The organism is Nocardioides ureilyticus (assembly GCF_051280745.1).
Lineage (GTDB): Bacteria > Actinomycetota > Actinomycetes > Propionibacteriales > Nocardioidaceae > Nocardioides.
The window spans coordinates 1-17285 of the sequence record NZ_JBNCOG010000039.1; the positions used below are offsets into that span (position 1 = coordinate 1).

The following is a 17285-nucleotide window of genomic DNA, read 5'->3' on the forward strand; positions in this document are numbered from 1 at the left end:
GACCGCGTGCGGGACCATCACGATGAGGAAGGCGGCCGAGTAGACCGAGTAGCCGGTGCTGTCGGCGTCGCCGTCGATCGTGCCGGTCGAGGCCAGGCGGACGACGACCGTGTACGCGAGCTGGTTGACCACGACGAAGAGGACCGTCCACACGCCCAGCCGCAGGGTCCGGCCCAGCCCGGTGTTCCGGAAGTCGAAGCGGGGGCGGTAGCTGAAGCCTGCCGCCCGGAGGAAGGGCACCAGGACGAGGAGCTGCACGGCGATGCCGAGCGTCGAGCCGAGGCCGAGCACCAGCTCCTGCTCGGCCGTGAAACCGGCGGTCCGCTCGTCGTCGCGGGCGGCTCCGAAGAGCACGAGGTACAGGACGAGCACGGCCACCGAGATGACGTTGTTCGCGATCGGCGCCCACATCATCGGCCCGAACCGGCCGCGTGCGTTGAGCACCTGGCCGACGAGGACGAACATGCCGTAGAAGAACACCTGCGGCAGGCACAGGCGGGCGAAGTCGACGATCGACTCCCAGGCGTCGGGCGGCATGTCGTCGTCGACGTAGAGGGACATCAGCCACGGCGCCCCGATGACCAGCAGCACCGTGACGACGCCGAGGAAGATCGCCGCCAGGGTGACGACCCGGTTGGTGTAGGCCTCGCCGCGGTCGGCGTCGGCCTCCATCGCCCGCACCAGCTGCGGCACCAGGACGGCGTTGAAGACACCGCCGGCCAGCAGGATGTAGAGCATGTTCGGCACGGTGTTGGCGATGTTGAACACATCGGCGTGCAGCAGGTTGCCCAGGGCGGCGGCCAGCAAGATCGTGCGGACGTAGCCGCTGAGCCGGGAGACGACCGTGCCGGCCGCCATCACCGCGCTGTTGGCGAGGACGCTGCGCTGCTCCTCCGTGGCCTCGGCGCGGCTCATCGGGCCTCCTCCTCCCGGCGGGTGGCGCGCACCCGCCGGATCACCCGCAGGGCGACCGCGCCCAGCAGCAGCAGCGCGCCCGCGCCGATGATCACCCAGATCACGGCGCTCGCCTGGATCGACCGGATCGGGACCTGGGTGGTCGAGCCGAGGGGGACGTGCTGGTCCTCGGGGTCCTCGGTGTGGTCGGTGAGGACCAGGGTGACGTTGTGGACGCCGGGTGCCCGGGTGGTGGCGTCGAGGAGCACCGAGGCCTCGCCGTTCGCGGGGACCTCCACGGTCTCGGGGCCCTGGATGGAGATCGCCTCGGGGTCGTCGGTGAGTGCCTGGATGCTCACCTCGACCGGCTGGTCGAGGCCGTTGGCGATGGTGGCGCCGAAGCGGCCGTTGGCACTGGAGAGCGCCACGCCGGGCGGTCCCTTGATCGTGATGCTCCCGAGCCGGCCGTCGATCCAGCGCGCCGACGCCTCGGCGGCGAGGCGGGCGCGGACCGGCTGGCTGCGGGCGGAGTACGACAGGGTGGCGAGCGCCTCGTCGGCGACCTCGGTGGCGACCGTGCCGTTGTCGCGGAGCACGTGCTGCAGCACGCTGCCGGCGTCGATGAGCTCGCTCGCCGCGTCGACCGCCTCCGCGTCGAGCCGGCGGCGCTCCTGCCAGCGCGGCACGTCGAGCTCGTCCAGGCGCACCCGCGTGCCCCGGCGGTCGGCGGCTTCCGCCACGGTCACGAGGTCCACCCACTCCTGGTCCAGCGCGTCGTAGAAGTCGCTCACCGACGAGGGGGCCCAGCCGGCGGGGAGCTGGACCACCAGGGGCAGCCGGCCCGGGCTGAGCAGCCGGGCAGCCGCCTCGGCGAGGATCCGCTGCCGCAGCGCCACCACGGCGAGCGGGTCGTCCGGCCCCGGACCACCCGAGGCGGCGCCCGACGAGGTGACGACCAGCGGCCCCTCGTCCGTGACGGCGACAGCCGGAGCGTCCTCGGCGAACATCCGGTCGGTGACCAGGACGGTCGTCCCCGGCTCGCGCAGGGGGAGGGCACCGGGGTCGAGGAAGCCGGTCGGGCTCCCGATGGCCGGGCTGGTCGGCACCTCCCAGGCCGAGGTCGCCTCGTCGGCACGGGTGCGAGCCCGCTCGAGCAGCTCGGGGGCCTCCGCTGCCCCAGCGGCCACGTCGACGTCGCCGTACGGCAGCACGAGGACCTGGTCGCCCTCGACCGCCTCGCTCACCCGGCTGAGCCAGGCTCGCGCGGCCTCCGCCACCTCCTGCTCCTGGGCGGACGGCTCGTGGCGGGGAGCGCCGGCGTCGGGCGAGGGCTCTCCCGACGGCTCCTCCTCGGCCTCTCCCTGGCCCTCTCCCCCCGGGGCGCTGCCGCTGGGCTCGATGGGGCCCGGCTCGACGGTCGGGTCGAGCGAGCGGGGCGGGTTGCCGTCGGCGAGCCGCTGGACGGCCTCGACGAGTGCGGGGTCGACGAGCCAGGTGAGGTCCCGGTCACCGGCGGCGGCGCCGAGGTCGACCAGGGAGTGCAGCATCCCGTCCGGCTCCAGGGTGCGCTGCCAGCCGGCGACGTCGGCCAACGAGCCGTCCGGCTCCCGGGTGAGCGCGCGGCGGAGGGGGATGACGAGCGCGACCTCGACCTCCCGCCCGTCAGTGCGCGGGACGACGGGCAGGAAGGTCCGGGCGCGCCCGTCGGCGCTGACATCCCTGCCGTCCGGACCCTGCCCGAGCGCGTGCACGCCGAACCAGTAGACGCCGGCCTCGGACGGCAGGAAGCGGCGCGGCACGCGCAGGGTGAACCGCGCGGTCTCGCCGGGCTCGAGCACCTCGACGGTGTCGTCCACCTCGACGATGCGGGCGCCGACGTCCGCCTCGGCCGGCACCTCCGCGGCCTCGGCGAGCTCGGCCGTCGAGGTGATCGGGACGTCGGACACGAACGGGTAGAGGTTGACCGTCGTCCACGGCAGCTCGTCGCGGTTGGTCACCGACCCGGTCAGGGTGATCGGCCCTGTGCCCGGGAGGGCGGCCGGCGACAGGGAGTCGATGGTCACGGTCAGCGGCGAGTCCTCGTCGGGGGGCGCCGCCGCGGCCGACGTACCGGGGCCGGCCAGGACGGCAGGCAGCACGGTGACCAGCACGGTGACCAGCGCGGTGAGCAGTGCGGCGACCACCGCGAGCAGCACCAGGGACGCCGCCGGGAGCCGCCCGGTCGCGTGCGGCGCCATGAGGGCAGGCCGCAGCGACCGGGGGCGAAGCATGCGGGCGAGCCTATCGGCCGCGGCACGCCTAGAATGGTCGCCCGTGCCCGACGCCCCGCTTCCTCACCTGCAGCTCGCCGACGTCCAGCGCTCGGTGGCCGAGGAGCTGGACCGCGTCGCCCCCGTCATCGACGAGCTCGGCCGCCGGTTCGCCGACGCCGGCCACGAGCTGGCCCTGGTCGGGGGCCCGGTGCGCGACGCGATGCTCGGCCGGCACCACAACGACCTCGACTTCACCACCTCGGCGCGGCCCGAGGAGACCGAGCGGCTGCTCAAGGCCTGGGCCGGCTCCACCTGGGACATGGGCCGGGCGTTCGGCACCATCGGGTGCCGCCGGGGGGAGTGGCAGGTCGAGGTCACGACGTACCGCTCCGAGCACTACGACCCCGACTCGCGCAAGCCGTCGGTCGACTTCGGCGACACCCTCGAGGGTGACCTCGGGCGGCGGGACTTCACCGTGAACGCGATGGCGGTCCGGCTGCCCGGCCGCGAGGTCGAGGACCCGTACGGCGGCGTGGTCGACCTCGCGCACCGGGTGCTGCGCACGCCCGGCCGCCCGGAGGACTCCTTCTCCGACGACCCGCTGCGGATGATGCGAGCCGCGCGGTTCGCCGCGCAGCTGGGGTTCACCGTCGACGAGGGCGTGCGTCGCGCGATGACCGAGATGGCCGGGCGGATCTCGATCATCTCGGCCGAGCGGGTCCGCGACGAGCTGGTGAAGCTGGTGTGCGCGCCCTACCCCCGGCTCGGCCTGACCCTGCTGGTCGAGACCGGGCTGGCGGAGCTGGTGCTGCCCGAGCTGCCGGCCCTGAAGCTGGAGCGCGACGAGCACCACCGGCACAAGGACGTCTACGAGCACACGCTGACGGTCCTGGAGCAGGCGATCGACCTCGAGCACCGGCTCGGCGGCGCCCCCGACTTCGTGTCGCGCTTCGCCGCACTGATGCACGACGTCGGGAAGCCGCGGACCCGCCGGTTCCTCGACGACGGGTCGGTCACCTTCCACCACCACGACGTCGTGGGCGCCAAGATCACGCGGAAGCGGATGAAGGCGCTGCGCTTCTCCAACGACGAGACCGACGCGGTCTGCCGGCTGGTGGAGCTGCACCTGCGCTTCCACGGCTACGGGTCGGGGGAGTGGACCGACTCGGCGGTACGGCGCTACGTCCGCGACGCCGGCGACCAGCTCGAGCGGCTCCACGTGCTGACCCGGGCCGACTGCACCACGCGCAACCAGCGCAAGGCGAGCCGGCTGGCGCGGACCTACGACGAGCTCGAGGAGCGGATCGACCGGCTCTCCGAGGAGGAGGAGCTCGCCGCGATCCGCCCGGACCTCGACGGCAACGCGATCATGGAGATCCTCGGCATCGGGCCGGGCCGCGAGGTCGGCCAGGCCTACCAGCACCTGCTCGAGCTCCGGATGGACCGGGGACCGATGTCGCCGGAGGACGCCCGCGAGGCCCTGCTCGCCTGGTGGCACGAGCGCTGAACCGGCGGACGCGGGCTGACGCCGCGGCGTACTGCCAGTATGTTCCCAGCATGACTACCACGGACCTGACCCTCGAGGAGACCGTCGAGATCGCCGCCCCGCCGGCGACGGTGTGGTCGCTGGTCGCCGACCCGGCCCGGACCCGCGAGTGGAGCCCGCAGGTCTTCCGCACCGTGGTGCGCGGGCGACCGGTGCAGGAGGGCACCCGGTTCTTCAACCTGAACCGTCGCGGCCCGCTGTTCTGGCCGACCAGCGCGAAGGTCGTCACCTTCGACCCGCACGTGCGCTTCGCCTTCCGGGTGAGCGAGAACTGGACCGTGTGGTCCTTCACCCTCGAGCCGACCGCCACGGGCACCCGGCTGACCAACCGGCGTGAGGCGCCGCGCGGCATCTCACCGGTCTCCCTCGGACTGACCAAGGTCGCCCTCGGCGGGACCGAGGGGTTCAGCGCCGAGCTGCGCGAGGGCATGCGAGAGACGCTCGACCGGGTCAAGGCGGAGGCCGAGCGCCGGCCCTGAGCCGTGCCGGGCGCGTCGTTCGTGTGATGGGCCGGCGGTCCGGGTGGGCGTCAACCACCCACCACGCGGAAGGGCGCCACCACAACCGTTCCGTTGAACGATCGCGGTGGCGCCCCCGGGACCCCCAGCCAGCCCCCAGGCCTGGCTGTCAGTAGCCCCAGTCGAACCGCCCGCAGCCCCGCCCGAGGCGGAACCGCACCGCCCCGGTCAGGTCGCCGTCGGCCCTCTCCGGGCCCACGCCCTCGCCGCGCATGGAGAGGACGCGGAAGGCGAGGCACCCGAAGCGGAACCGCCACGGGTTGGCCACGTCGGGGTACCGCGGGTCGGTCGACGTCTCGGCCGGGTTGGCGTAGTTGTCGGTGTGCCCCCGGCCGAAGTCGGAGTACGACGAGCGGCCCTGGCGGTCGGTGAAGGCGGCGTCGGCGAGGTCCGGCGTGGTGCTGCCCGGCTCGGGCACCGCGTCGATCGGGGTCTGCGCCGGCGGGTCGTCGGTGCCGGCGTTGCCGTAGCCGTGCGCCTCGTCGGTGTAGGCCATGAAGAGACCCGGCTGGAACTGGATCGGGTCGCGGTCGATCTGGCCCCGCCCGGCGAGGTCGAACCCGGAGCGGTCCCGCATCTCGAGGTAGTAGGCGTGGTCGAAGTCGGCCTCCGCGCCGGCCTCGACGTACTGCCAGCCCTTGGTGCACGCCCCGCCCGGGCCGTCGGCCTTGCACCCGCCGTTGAAGACGTGCGGGTCGTGCGGGTCACCGGAGCTCTCGAAGTCGGAGCGGTAGAGCACCTTCGTGCCGCCGCCCGGCGTGGTCGCGGTGATCTTGACGTCGTCGATGAACCAGCCGGGCCGGGCCAGGCCCGGATCGGTGGCGTAGCTGAACCGCAGGACCGGCACGTCGGCGCCGGCCAGCTCGGAGACGTCGAAGGTGTCGGTGAGGAACACCGACGCCGGTGCGTTGCCGAGGGTCCGGTCGGCCTGCACGGTCAGCGGGTCGGTGTAGGACGCGCTGGAGCCGGTGATGCCGTGGGAGTACGTCGCCTGGCAGCCGTTCTGGTTCGGGTTGGTCGTGCTGGTGGTCGGAACCCCCCGCTCCGACGGCTGGGCGGCGAAGGTGCGGCCGCCGTCGGTGGAGGTCAGCACGTAGCCGTAGTCGTAGTCCCACTCGATGTCGAACAGCGACTTGAACTGCAGCGTGACCGTCGAGCCCGCCGGCAGCTTCGCCAGCGCCGGCACCGAGATGTCGAGGTTGCGGCCGCCGCCGTCGCTGGCGCAGCCGAAGTCGTTGCCCGAGCCGCTGAACCAGGCGTGCCGCTTCGTCGCGCCCGTGCCGGTGTCGAACTTCTCCGGGCTGAGCAGCTGGCGGCCGGGCAGCTTGGCGACGTACATCAGCGAGTTGCGCACCCGCCCGTCCCGGCCGTTGCGGAGCACGTACTTCTTCCCACCCGGCGTCCGCCAGTGGATCCGGCCGGTGTCCTGCTTGGAGTCGGTGAAGCTCCGGACCGTCGTGCGCCGGCCCTTCGGCAGCACCTGCGGCACCACCCAGCCGAGCTCCTGGCGGGAGAAGGCGTCCATGTGCTGCGACTTGTCGGCCGCCATCAGGTTCCAGTCGCCGTAGGTCTCGCGGCCACCGGTGGAGTAGAAGTCGGGCAGGCCGAGCGAGTGGCCGTACTCGTGGCTGATGACCGACGCCTTGTCGATCGCCGTCTCGGGGTTGAGGTTGTACGGGCCCACGCGGACGAAGACCTTGTGGGCGGTCCGCTTCGTCGTCATCGCGTCGTAGCGCTCGTTCGTCCAGTACAGCGGCCGGCCCTGGAGGTCCTTCAGCTGGTCGTCGGTGGCGAAGCCGGGCAGGCCGGTCACCGGGTCGTTGAGGTAGTACTCCAGCGAGGAGCTGTGCGGCCAGACGTTGTCGTAGGGCAGCAGGTCGGTCGGCTCCGTGGTGCAGGCGCCGAGCTGGGAGGAACCGTTGCCGCCGCAGCCGGCGAAGACGCCCATGAAGAAGTCGACCACGCCGTCCTTGTCGGTGTCGTAGTCGGAGTAGTCGATCTCGGGGTCGGCGAGCGCGACGGCGTCGGCGACGATCTTGCCGGTGGGGCCGCAGCCGCTGTCGATCTGTGAGAGCGCCGCGATGCCGGTCAGCGAGCCGATGATGGCCGAGCCGTTCCCGTCGGCGCCGTAGTACTGGGTGGTGCCGGGCAGGTTGTAGACGCCGTTGGTGATCCGCTCGGGGTAGAGCGGCGACCCCAGCACGTCGGCCGGCAGGTCGGCGAAGGTGACGCCGGTGCAGGTGCTGACCGAGCCCGGCTCGGTCCTCACCAGCGGGAAGCCCGGCTCGTAGTCGAAGTCCGCCGTGGCGATGCCCGCCGACGGCACGGTGCCGTTCGGGTAGAGCTGGCCCAGCGACATCTCTTGGAAGAGGTTGAATGTCGAGCCCGGCAGCGAGCGCGCGTTGATGACCCGCTCGAGCGACCCGCCGGAGTGGTCCGCGGTGTAGGAGCGGTCGACGTACTGGACGGGCACGACGGGGAAGGGGCGGTCGCCGTACCGCGCGGTGTCGTAGGACTCGCTCGGCGGGATCACCTTCGGTCCGTGGCTGACCACGCGGGTCCGGGCGCCGGGGGAGGCCAGCCGGGCGGTGGTGGACAGGTCCCGCCACACGACCGTCGGCAGTGCCTTGGTCGTGGCCGCCCGGGCCTGGACGACGAGGACCCGGGTGGCGCCCGGGCGGACCGGGCCGGGGCGCCAGGTGATCCGGCCGGGCCGCACGCTGCGGCTGCCGGGGCCGGCGGCGCCGACGAACGACGTCCCCCGCGGGCCGGTCACGGTCACCCGGGCGCCGGAGACGGCGCGGCGGGTGGGGTTGCGCAGGATGATCCGCGACGGGTACCGCTCGCCCGGCTTCACCCAGCCGACCGAGGAGACGAAGCTGTTCTCGATCCGCAGCCCCGCGGCCCGGGGGAGGACCTCGACGGCGGTGGCGCCGGCGTCGTCGGCCGCGAACCCGGCGTACGACGCGTCGAGCGCGCGGACGCCCAGCACCCTGCGCTCGCCCCCATCGGGCAGGCCGGCCGTGACCGAGCCCGGCACCGTGGTGGAGAAGGAGCCGTCGGGGCCGGCGGTGACCTCCTGGGTCGCGAGCACGTCGCCGTCGACGTCGGTGACCGCCAGCGTGAACGACGCCGGCACGCCGTCGGCGGCGCGGGCGACCCGCGAGGCCGAGGACTGGGCGACGGTCGCGACGGTGCCGGAGACGGTCACCTGGGCACCGCGGACGACGCTGGCGTCCTGGCCGTCGAAGTCGACGGTCAACAGCTTCTCTCCGACCGCCTCGAGCAGCTCGGACTGCTCGGGACGGGTCGGCTCCTCCGCGGTGGCGGGGACGGTGGTGGCGGCGACGCCCACGGGCGTCAGCAGCGCGGCGGCGAGCGCGGTGGTGGCCACGGCGACGCGCAGGCGGGGCGGGGTCATGCCGTGCGAACGACGCCGAGCGGCGCACGGTTACGACCAAGAGGAGTGCTGAAATGGCGACGGCCCACCCGGAGGCCGGGCGGGCCGTCGTACCAGTGGCTCAGGCGAGCCGGGCTGTGCGCGAGGTCACTCCTCGCCTGGTCTCGACACGCCTTGCGCGACTTCGTTCCTCAGTCGCGGGCTCGCTCGACCTGCGGGCGGGAGGAGCGAGCTTCGTTCCTCAGCTCACTCCTCGCCCTTGATGAAGGCCTCCACGCGGCGGCGGCCCTCGTCGTCCGGCAGCTGCACCGGCGGCGACTTCATCAGGTAGGACGACGCCGAGATGATCGGCCCGCCGATGCCGCGGTCCTTGGCGATCTTCGCCGCGCGGATCGCGTCGATGATGATGCCGGCGGAGTTCGGGGAGTCCCACACCTCGAGCTTGTACTCGAGGTTCAGCGGGACGTCGCCGAAGGCGCGGCCCTCGAGCCGGACGTAGGCCCACTTGCGGTCGTCGAGCCAGGCGACGTAGTCCGAGGGGCCGATGTGGACGTTGCGGTCGTCCGCGGTCGCGCCGCCGAGCGTGCCGGTGAGGTTCGAGGTGACCGCCTGGGTCTTGGAGATCTTCTTGGACTCCAGGCGCTCGCGCTCGAGCATGTTCTTGAAGTCCATGTTGCCGCCGACGTTGAGCTGGTAGGTGCGGTCCAGCGCGACGCCGCGGTCCTCGAAGAGGCGAGCCATCACGCGGTGGGTGATGGTGGCGCCGACCTGCGACTTGATGTCGTCGCCCACGATCGGGACGCCGGCGTCCTCGAACTTCTTCGCCCACTCCGGGTCGGAGGCGATGAAGACCGGCAGGGCGTTGACGAAGGCCACGCCGGCGTCGATCGCGCACTGGGCGTAGAACTTGTCGGCCTCCTCGGAGCCCACCGGGAGGTAGGAGACGAGCACGTCGACCTCGGCGTCCTGGAGCGCCTTGACCACGTCGACCGGCTCGGCGGCCGACTCCTCGATGGTCAGGCGGTAGTACTTGCCGAGGCCGTCGAGCGTCGGGCCGCGCTGCACCTCGACACCGAGCGTCGGGACGTCGCAGATCTTGATGGTGTTGTTCTCGGAGGCGTTGATCGCCTCGGAGAGGTCCTTGCCGACCTTCTTGTCGTCGACGTCGAACGCCGCGACGAACTCGACGTCGCGGACGTGGTAGTCGCCGAAGGCGACGTGCATGAGGCCGGGGACGGTGCCCGCCGGGTCGGCGTCCTTGTAGTACTCGACGCCCTGGATGAGGGAGGTGGCGCAGTTGCCCACTCCCACGACTGCTACTCGAACCGAACCCATCGGGTCTTCCTTCCTTGTCCTTGCGGAACGAACGTGTTGGTGTGCTGGTCCCGCTGTCAGGACCCGGGACTGGAGGTACGTGGTGCAGGTGGCTCGCCGGCCTCGCGCTCGCCGCCGAGACCGCGCTCGGCGTTGATGAGGTCCGAGAGCCACCGGACCTCCCGCTCGACGGACTCCACCCCGTGCCGCTGGAGCTCGGCCGCGTAGCGGTCGACCTCCTTCTCGGTCATCGACAGCTCACGCTGCACCCGGTCGAGCCGCTCTTGCAGGCGGATGCGGCGCCCCTCGAGCACCCGCAGCCGGATCTCCATGTCGGTGCGACCGAAGAAGGCGAACCGGATGCCGAAGTCGTCGTCCTCCCAGGCGGCCGGGCCGACCTCGGACATGAGCCGCTCGAACTCCCGGGTGCCGGTCTCGGTGACCTGGTAGACGATCCGCGGCCGGCGGCTCGTCGTGGGGGCGCTGCCGGTGGTCTCCTCGATGAGGTTGCCGCGCAGCATCTTCTTCAAGGTGGGGTAGAGCGATCCGTAGGAGAGGACCCGCCCCCACCCCAGCATCAGGTTGAGCCGCTTGCGCAGCTCGTAGCCGTGCATGGGTCCCTCGTGCAGCAGTCCGAGGACTGCGAGCTCGATGGTCTCTGCGCGGCGTGCCACCGACCTATCGTAGCGATATATCCGCGCTACGCGAACCGGCGATGCATCAGGCCGCGGCGTCGTACCTCGTGCCGACGGTGTCGGACGGCGCGTAGGCCGCCGCGGCGGAGCGGTGGCGCGGTCGGTAGAGGCCGTCGACGAGGGTGATCGTCGGTCGGTGGGCGGCCGCTGCGGCGAGCACCCGGTAGGCGCGGACGACCTCGCGGAAGCGAGCGGTGGCGCGGTCCACGGCGTCGGGGCCGAGGTGGTGGAAGCGGTCGGGGTGCAGCGCCCGGGCCTGCCGCCGGTACGCAGCGCGGAGCTCGTCGGTCGAGGCACCCGGGCCCACCCCGAGCACCCGGGCGGCGCGGTGCTCGTCGGCTGCCGGTGCGGCGGGGGCGGTGGTCGCCGGGTGCTGTGCTCGCATGCCGGGTCAACGACGCGCGGCGCCGCCGGCTACGGCGATCGTCCTGGGGAAATGGCGGGTTCGGCGCCCCTGCGTACCCTGTTGTGGGTTTTGCAGACCCTCCGCCCTGCCGTTTCGAGGAGACCACCAGCGTGAGAGATGCCAAGCGCCGGGCCGTCGGCCCTGCCGTGAAGACGTCGCCGAAGCGTCCTCCCCGCACGCCCAAGCAGGTCGTGGGGCGGGTCGCCCGGTGGCTGCTCGCCCTCGGGCTGGTCGGGGCGCTCCTCGTCGGGGCCGGGCTCGTCGTGCTCTACCAGGTCATCGACATCCCGAACCCGAACGAGGACTTCCGCACCGAGACCACCTTCGTCTTCTACGAGGACGGCAAGACCGAGCTGGGCAGGTTCGCGACCCAGAACCGGGTCTCGATCGACCTGGAGAAGATGCCGCAGACCATGAAGGACGCGGTCGTGGCGGCCGAGAACGACTCCTTCTGGACCGACAGCGGCATCGACCCGAAGGGCATCGTCCGGGCGGCCTTCAACAACGCCCAGGGCAACGACCGCCAGGGTGCCTCGACGATCACGCAGCAGTACGTGAAGATCCTGTACCTCACCCAGGAGCAGAGCTACAAGCGCAAGATCAAGGAAGCGATCCTCTCGCTGAAGGTCCAGCGCCAGCAGAGCAAGTCGCGCATCCTCGAGGGCTACCTCAACACCATCTACTTCGGTCGCGGCGCGTACGGCGTGGAGGCGGCCGCCCAGGCCTACTTCCAGCGGCCGGCCAAGAACCTCGACCTGCGGCAGAGCGCCGTGCTGGCGAGCGTGCTGAACAACCCGAGCCGGTTCGACCCGGCGAACGGCAAGGGCGCCCGCGAAGACCTGCTCGAGCGGTACCGCTACACCCTGGGCCGGATGGCCGAGTTGGAGATGATCACCGACGAGAAGGCCGAGAAGGCCTCCCGGCGGCTGCCGAAGTTCCCGCCGGAGGTGGAGCAGAGCACCTACGGCGGCCAGAAGGGCCACATGCTCGAGATGGTCCGCAAGGAGCTCGAGCGGCTCGGCTTCAGCGACAGCGAGATCAAGGGCGGCGGCCTCAAGGTCACCACCACCTTCACGAAGAAGGCGATGGAGGCCGCGGAGCAGGCGGTGGTCGAGGAGCGGCCCGAGGGCTTCGGCGACAAGGACCTGCACGTCGGCGTGGCCAGCGTCGAGCCGGGCACGGGTGCCGTCCGCGGCTTCTACGGCGGGCAGGACTACCTGCAGTCCGAGATCAACTGGGCGGTCGCCGGCGGGCAGGCGGGCTCGACGCTCAAGGCCTTCGCGCTGGCCGCCGCGATCAAGGAAGGGTTCTCGCTCACCGACACCTTCGACGGCAACTCGCCCTACGTGCTGCCCGACGGCACGGAGATCACCAACCAGGGTGACGACGACTGGGGCTCCTCCATCAGCATGGTCTACGCGACCCAGAAGTCGGCGAACTCCGCTTTCGTCGACATGACGATGTCCATGGACGAGGGCCCGGAGAAGATCGTGAAGACGATGAACGACATGGGCATCCCGCCGGCGGAGCCCAAGGGGCGCAACGCCGCCGGCTTCCCGAACTTCTCGGACGGGCTGGACCCGGTGGCGACGGTGGCGCTCGGCAGCGCGACGGTGAGCCCGATCAACATGGCCACTGCCTACGCGACGATCGCCAACGAGGGTGTCTACGCGCCGCCGTTCATCATCGAGAAGGTCGTCGACGACTCCGGCGAGGTCCGCTACGACCACAACGAGGTCGCGGCCGAGCCCGAGCGGGTCCTCGACGCCGACATCGCGGCCGACGTCTCCTACGCGCTGCAGCAGAACGTCACCGGCGGTTCCGGCACCGCCGCCCTGGCCCTCGGCCGGCCGGCCGCAGGCAAGACCGGCACCGCGACCAACGGGCGCGACGAGGTGTCCTCCGCGTGGTTCGCGGGCTACACCCCGCAGATGGCGACCGCGGTGATGTACGTGCGGGGCAAGGGCAACGAGCAGTTGCAGGGCTGGCTGCCGGAGTACTTCGGCGGCTCCTACCCCGCGAGGACGTGGACCAACTTGATGGGCACGCTCATGGAGGGTCTGCCCGTCGAGCAGTTCCCGGAGCCGGCGTACGTCGACGGCGACGCGCCGTCGGGCGGGCACGAGCCGTACGTCGCGCCGCCGTCGCCGACGCGGAACCCGCAGCCGACGCGCAAGCCGCCCAGCCAGCAGCCGTCGAAGACGCCGGAGCCCTCGATCACCTCGGAGCCGGAGCCGACCTCGAGCCCGACGCCGACCCAGCAGCCGTCGCCGTCCTGCGACATCCTCGGCTGCGGGGAGAGCCCGTCGCCGACGTCGCAGCCGTCGCCCACCCAGCAGCCGTCGCCGACGTCCTCGCCCACCTCGGGCACCACCGGTGGCCCGGGTGGCGGGGGTGGCGGCGCCGGCGGCGGCAACGGCCGCGGGCCGGGGACCGAGGACTGACCCGGCCCGCCGGCCGCGACCGCTCGGTGACCCCCAGGTGAGCCACGTCCACCCGACGCGGGAGGACCCCGTCGTCGCCGCGCTGAGCGACGGCGTGGGCGGGCCGATGGGCGACCGCGCGGCCGGGCACCGCTGGTGGTCGCCGCTGCGGGTCGTCCTGCTGGTCACCGCGGCCTGCTTCGCCCTGGGCATGGTCCAGAAGTCGGCCTGCGTCGACGACACCTGGTCGGCCGGGCAGCAGTACTCCCACATGTGCTACTCCGACCTGCCGTTCCTCTACACCGACCGCGGCCTGGCCGAGCGGGCCTGGCCCTACTCCGGCGACGAGGACCTGCGCGCGCGGTACCGGGTCATGGAGTACCCCGTCGGCATCTCCTACTGGGCCTGGGGCACCGCCTGGGTGGCGCAGTGGGCCGACCACTTCCCGGGCCTCCCGGACCTCGACGAGCGGTCGGGCCAGGCCGTGGAGACGCTCTTCGGGACCGAGGAGATCCGCTCGGAGATCTGGTGGTACGTCGTCGTCAACGCCCTCGGCCTCGGCGCGCTGGCCCTGCTGACGGCCTGGTTCCTGAGCCGGACCCATCGACGCCGGCCGTGGGACGCGATGGTCTTCGCCGCCTCGCCCGTGCTCGCGCTGACCGCACTGGTCAACTGGGACCTGCTGGCCGTCGTGCTCGTCGCGGCCGCGACCTGGGCGTGGTCGCGGGACCGGCCGCTGCTCACCGGCGTGCTGATCGGCCTCGGCACGGCCACCAAGCTCTACCCGATGCTGCTGCTCGGCGCGGTGCTCGTCATCTGCCTGCGCGAGCGCCGGATCCGCGAGCTCGGGCACGCCGTGGCCGGAGCGCTGATCGCGTGGGTGCTGGCGAACCTCCCGGCCCTCCTGACCGGCGCCGAGCAGTGGCGCGTCTTCTGGTCCTTCAACTCCGAGCGCGGCGCCGACCTCGGCTCGCTGTGGCTGGTGCTGCAGCAGGCGACCGGCACCACGATCACCCCGCACACCATCAACCTCTGGTCGTGGGGACTCCTCGGCCTGTGGTGTCTCGGCGTGCTGGTGCTCGGCCTGCGCGCGCCGGAGACGCCGCGGCTGGCGCAGCTGGCGTTCCTCGTGGTCGCGGGCTTCCTCCTCGTGAACAAGGTCTACTCACCGCAGTACGTGCTGTGGCTGCTCCCGCTGGCCGCCCTGGCCGTCCCGCGCTGGCGCGACCAGCTGGTGTGGCAGGCCACCGAGGTCGTCTACTTCGCCTCGGTGTGGTGGTACCTCGGCGAGTACCTCACCCCGGCCGGGGGCGGTGACGCGGGCTTCTACTGGCTGGCGATCGTCCTCCGCGTGGCCGGGGAGCTCTACCTCGTCGGCATCGTCGTCCGCGACGTGCTGCGGCCGCGGCACGACACCGTCCGCCGGGCCGAGTGGGTGGCGCCGCCGCCACCGCGCTTGGCTGGTTGAGGAAGGCGGTCGGCGACGTACCGCTGGTCGAGGAGGGCGGTCGGCGCGGTACCGCTGGTTGAGGAAGGCGCGCAGCGCCTGTCTCGAAACCCCCCGGCAGCGTCAGCCGACCTCGACCCGGTCGAAGGTGGTGGCGGTGAACCGCACGCGGACCTCGACGTCGTCGCCGACCTCGGGCACCCGCGAGCCGTGCGGCAAGAAGAGCATCGAGGCCTGCATGTGCGGCGGCTCGGCGAAGAGCCGCTGCTTGCCGTCGATCGAGAACGGCGAGCGCACGAACCCGACCGCGTCCAGGCCGCCCCGGGCCAGCGTCGCCGCGCGGGCCCGCAGGCCCGAGTCGCCGGTCGGCGCCTCGAGGCCGATCCCGTGGGCGGTGCCGCCGCTGACCACGAGCAGGTGCCCGGCCTTGGGGGCGGTGCGGGCGCGGTAGCCGAAGGAGTCCCCCCGCTCGACCGGGTGCGCGTCGAGCACCGTCGCGGTCACCCGCAGCGCACCACGGTCGCCCAGCCACAGTGCGGTGCCCACCCGGGGGCGGATCTCGAAGTCGGCGTACGACGCGCGCAGGGTCGCCAGCTCGGCGTCGGTGAGGTGGCTGACCCAGATCGTCGGGGTCTCCAGCCCGGCCGCGACCACGTCGTTGAGCAGCCGGTGCACCTCGCCGAGGTGGGAGCCCTGGGCGAGCGGGAGGTGGAGCGCGACCCCCTCGAGCCGCGCACGCGGGCGGCCGCCCAGCTCGCGCGCCGAGGCCCACAGCTCGCGGGCGGAGTGGCCGTGGCGCTGCATGCTGGTCATCCGCTCCAGCACGAACCGCGCGTCGGGTTGCCGGTCGAGCAGGCCCACCAGGTCCTCATGGCGGCTGACCGTGTGGATCACCCGGTCCGCCAGGGCAGGGTCGACCTCGAGCGCCGCGCCGAAGGGTCGCCAGGGCGTGAGAACCAGCAGGCTGCCGTCGAACCGGGTCGCCACCTCGGGGAGCTCGTCGTACGTCCCGACCGCCAGCGTGTCCACCCCCAGCCACTGGCTGCGCCGCGCCAGGCGGCCGAGCGAGAAGCCGTAGCCGTTGCCCTTGCAGACCGGCACCAGGCCGGGGTGCGCGTCGTGGAAGGCGCGCAGGTGGGTGCGCCACCGCTCGCCGTCGACGTGGAGGACCAGGCTCATGCGGGGCCCCCGTGGAAGCGCGGGGTGGAGGAGCGCAGCGGGGGAGCCGCGCGGTTCCATGGGGTGGATCTCATGCGGGGCTCACCCCCGCCGCTTCATGTAGAGGTCGAAGGCGCGGTAGAGCGCCCGGTTGAGCGGCAGGTCCCACTCACCGACGTACTCGACGGCCTCGCCGCCGGTGCCGACCTTGAACTGGATGAGACCGACGTGCGGGTCGTCCGCGTCGAGGGTCTCGGTGATGCCCCGCAGGTCGTAGACGTCGGCGCCCGCGGCGATCGCGGCCCGCATCATCGCCCACTGCACGGCGTTCGAGCCGCGGACCTCGCGCTTCTCGGTGGAGGAGGCGCCGTAGGAGTACCACGCGTGCGCCCCGACCCGGATCGCGATCGTCGCGGCGACGAGGTCGCCCTCGTGGCGGGCGAGGTGGAGGGTGATTCGGTCCGGCTCCTCGGCGGCGAGCGCCTCGACCATGGTCCGGAAGTACGACAGCGGCCGCGGCGTGAACCCGTCGCGCCCGGCGGTGTGGACGTAGAGCTCGTGGAAGGCGTCCAGGTCCGCCAGGATGCCCTCGCTGCTGCTGGCGGAGGTGACCTCGACGCCGGCCTTGTCGGCCTTCTTGATGTTGCGGCGCCACAGCTGGTTCATGCCGCGGAGCACCTCGTCCTCCGACCGCCCGGCGAGCGGCACCTGGAAGACGTGCTGCGGCTGGCCGGCGGCGAAGCCGCCCTCGACCGCCTGCGGGACCCAGCCCAGCTCGTGGAGCTGGGAGACGACGCGGGCGCCGGTGTGGTCGCGGTCGGTGGGTGCGAGCTCACCGAGCCGGTGGACCGACTCCTCGGCGATGCCCGCCTTGACCGTCGTGGTGTCCCACCGCCGGGTCACCACCGGTGGGCCGATCCGCAGTCCGAAGGCGCCCCGCGCCTTGGCGTGCGCGGCGAGCGGCTCCAGCCAGGCCGCGAGGTCGTCGTCGGCCCAGTCGACGAGCGGGCCCTCGGGCACGTAGGCGAGGTAGCGCTTGACCTTGGGCAGCTGGCGGTAGAGCACCAGCGCGGCGCCGACCAGCTCGCCGTCGCGAAACCAGCCGATCGACTCGCGGCGCCACTCCGACTTGACCCGGCCCCAGGCGGGGGTCTGGAGGAAGGAGGCGGAGCGCTGCGCCCGGACGAAGTCGAGGTGCTCGGTCTCGGAGATCTCACGGACGGTCAGCACCG

Annotated in this window: 12 protein-coding genes; 4 read left to right on the forward strand and 8 right to left on the reverse strand. The window is 72.5% G+C overall.

Annotation, left to right across the window (positions count from 1 at the left end):
• Both murJ and ACSMHG_RS17070 read right to left on the reverse strand, forming a co-directional pair.
• Window positions 1–915, reverse strand: a 915-nt coding sequence (gene murJ / locus ACSMHG_RS17065; RefSeq protein WP_435747309.1) for a murein biosynthesis integral membrane protein MurJ, incomplete at its 3' end; no start/stop codon positions are given.
• Entirely contained in the window at window positions 912–3164 is a 2253-nt protein-coding gene (locus tag ACSMHG_RS17070; protein ID WP_435747311.1) for a DUF6049 family protein, read from the reverse strand. The genes ACSMHG_RS17070 and murJ, both read right to left, overlap by 4 nt.
• Window positions 3165–3258: 94 nt before the next feature.
• On the opposite strand from ACSMHG_RS17070, the gene ACSMHG_RS17075 reads away from it, so the two are divergent.
• Window positions 3259–4653 carry a CCA tRNA nucleotidyltransferase gene (locus ACSMHG_RS17075; protein WP_435747355.1) on the forward strand — a complete coding sequence of 465 codons (1395 nt, stop codon included), beginning with the start codon at window positions 3259–3261 and terminating at the stop codon, window positions 4651–4653.
• A gap of 50 nt (window positions 4654–4703) precedes the next feature.
• Window positions 4704–5171: an SRPBCC family protein gene (locus ACSMHG_RS17080; protein WP_435747313.1), complete on the forward strand. Its 468-nt coding sequence runs from the start codon at window positions 4704–4706 to the stop codon at window positions 5169–5171.
• A gap of 148 nt (window positions 5172–5319) precedes the next feature.
• On the opposite strand, the gene ACSMHG_RS17085 is transcribed toward ACSMHG_RS17080, so the two are convergent.
• The 4 genes from ACSMHG_RS17085 to ACSMHG_RS17100 all read right to left on the reverse strand — a co-directional run bounded on the left by ACSMHG_RS17085 (window position 5320) and on the right by ACSMHG_RS17100 (window position 11004).
• Complete coding sequence (locus ACSMHG_RS17085) at window positions 5320–8631, reverse strand: immune inhibitor A domain-containing protein (RefSeq protein ID WP_435747315.1); 3312 nt, start codon at window positions 8629–8631, stop codon at window positions 5320–5322.
• 225 nt (window positions 8632–8856) lie between these two features.
• A complete protein-coding gene (locus ACSMHG_RS17090) occupies window positions 8857–9945 on the reverse strand; it encodes an inositol-3-phosphate synthase (RefSeq protein ID WP_435747317.1) in 1089 nt (362 codons plus the stop codon).
• A gap of 56 nt (window positions 9946–10001) precedes the next feature.
• On the reverse strand, window positions 10002–10598 hold the full coding sequence (locus tag ACSMHG_RS17095) for a PadR family transcriptional regulator (RefSeq protein ID WP_435747319.1): 597 nt from the start codon (window positions 10596–10598) through the stop codon (window positions 10002–10004).
• Between the two features lie 46 nt (window positions 10599–10644).
• Entirely contained in the window at window positions 10645–11004 is a 360-nt protein-coding gene (locus ACSMHG_RS17100; RefSeq protein ID WP_435747321.1) for a J domain-containing protein, read from the reverse strand.
• 131 nt (window positions 11005–11135) lie between these two features.
• Between ACSMHG_RS17100 and ACSMHG_RS17105 the strand changes: the two genes are divergently transcribed.
• Window positions 11136–13469, forward strand: coding sequence for a transglycosylase domain-containing protein (locus tag ACSMHG_RS17105; RefSeq protein ID WP_435747323.1), 2334 nt, complete (start codon window positions 11136–11138; stop codon window positions 13467–13469).
• A gap of 37 nt (window positions 13470–13506) precedes the next feature.
• A complete protein-coding gene (locus tag ACSMHG_RS17110; RefSeq protein ID WP_435747325.1) occupies window positions 13507–14916 on the forward strand; it encodes a glycosyltransferase family 87 protein in 1410 nt (469 codons plus the stop codon).
• Window positions 14917–15018: 102 nt separating this feature from the next.
• On the opposite strand, the gene ACSMHG_RS17115 is transcribed toward ACSMHG_RS17110, so the two are convergent.
• Together ACSMHG_RS17115 and ACSMHG_RS17120 are read right to left on the reverse strand one after the other, a co-directional pair.
• Window positions 15019–16074 carry an alanine racemase gene (locus ACSMHG_RS17115; protein WP_435747327.1) on the reverse strand — a complete coding sequence of 352 codons (1056 nt, stop codon included), beginning with the start codon at window positions 16072–16074 and terminating at the stop codon, window positions 15019–15021.
• Between the two features lie 81 nt (window positions 16075–16155).
• A complete protein-coding gene (locus ACSMHG_RS17120; RefSeq protein ID WP_435747329.1) occupies window positions 16156–17283 on the reverse strand; it encodes a lipid II:glycine glycyltransferase FemX in 1128 nt (375 codons plus the stop codon).
• Between the last annotated feature and the right edge of the window lie 2 nt (window positions 17284–17285).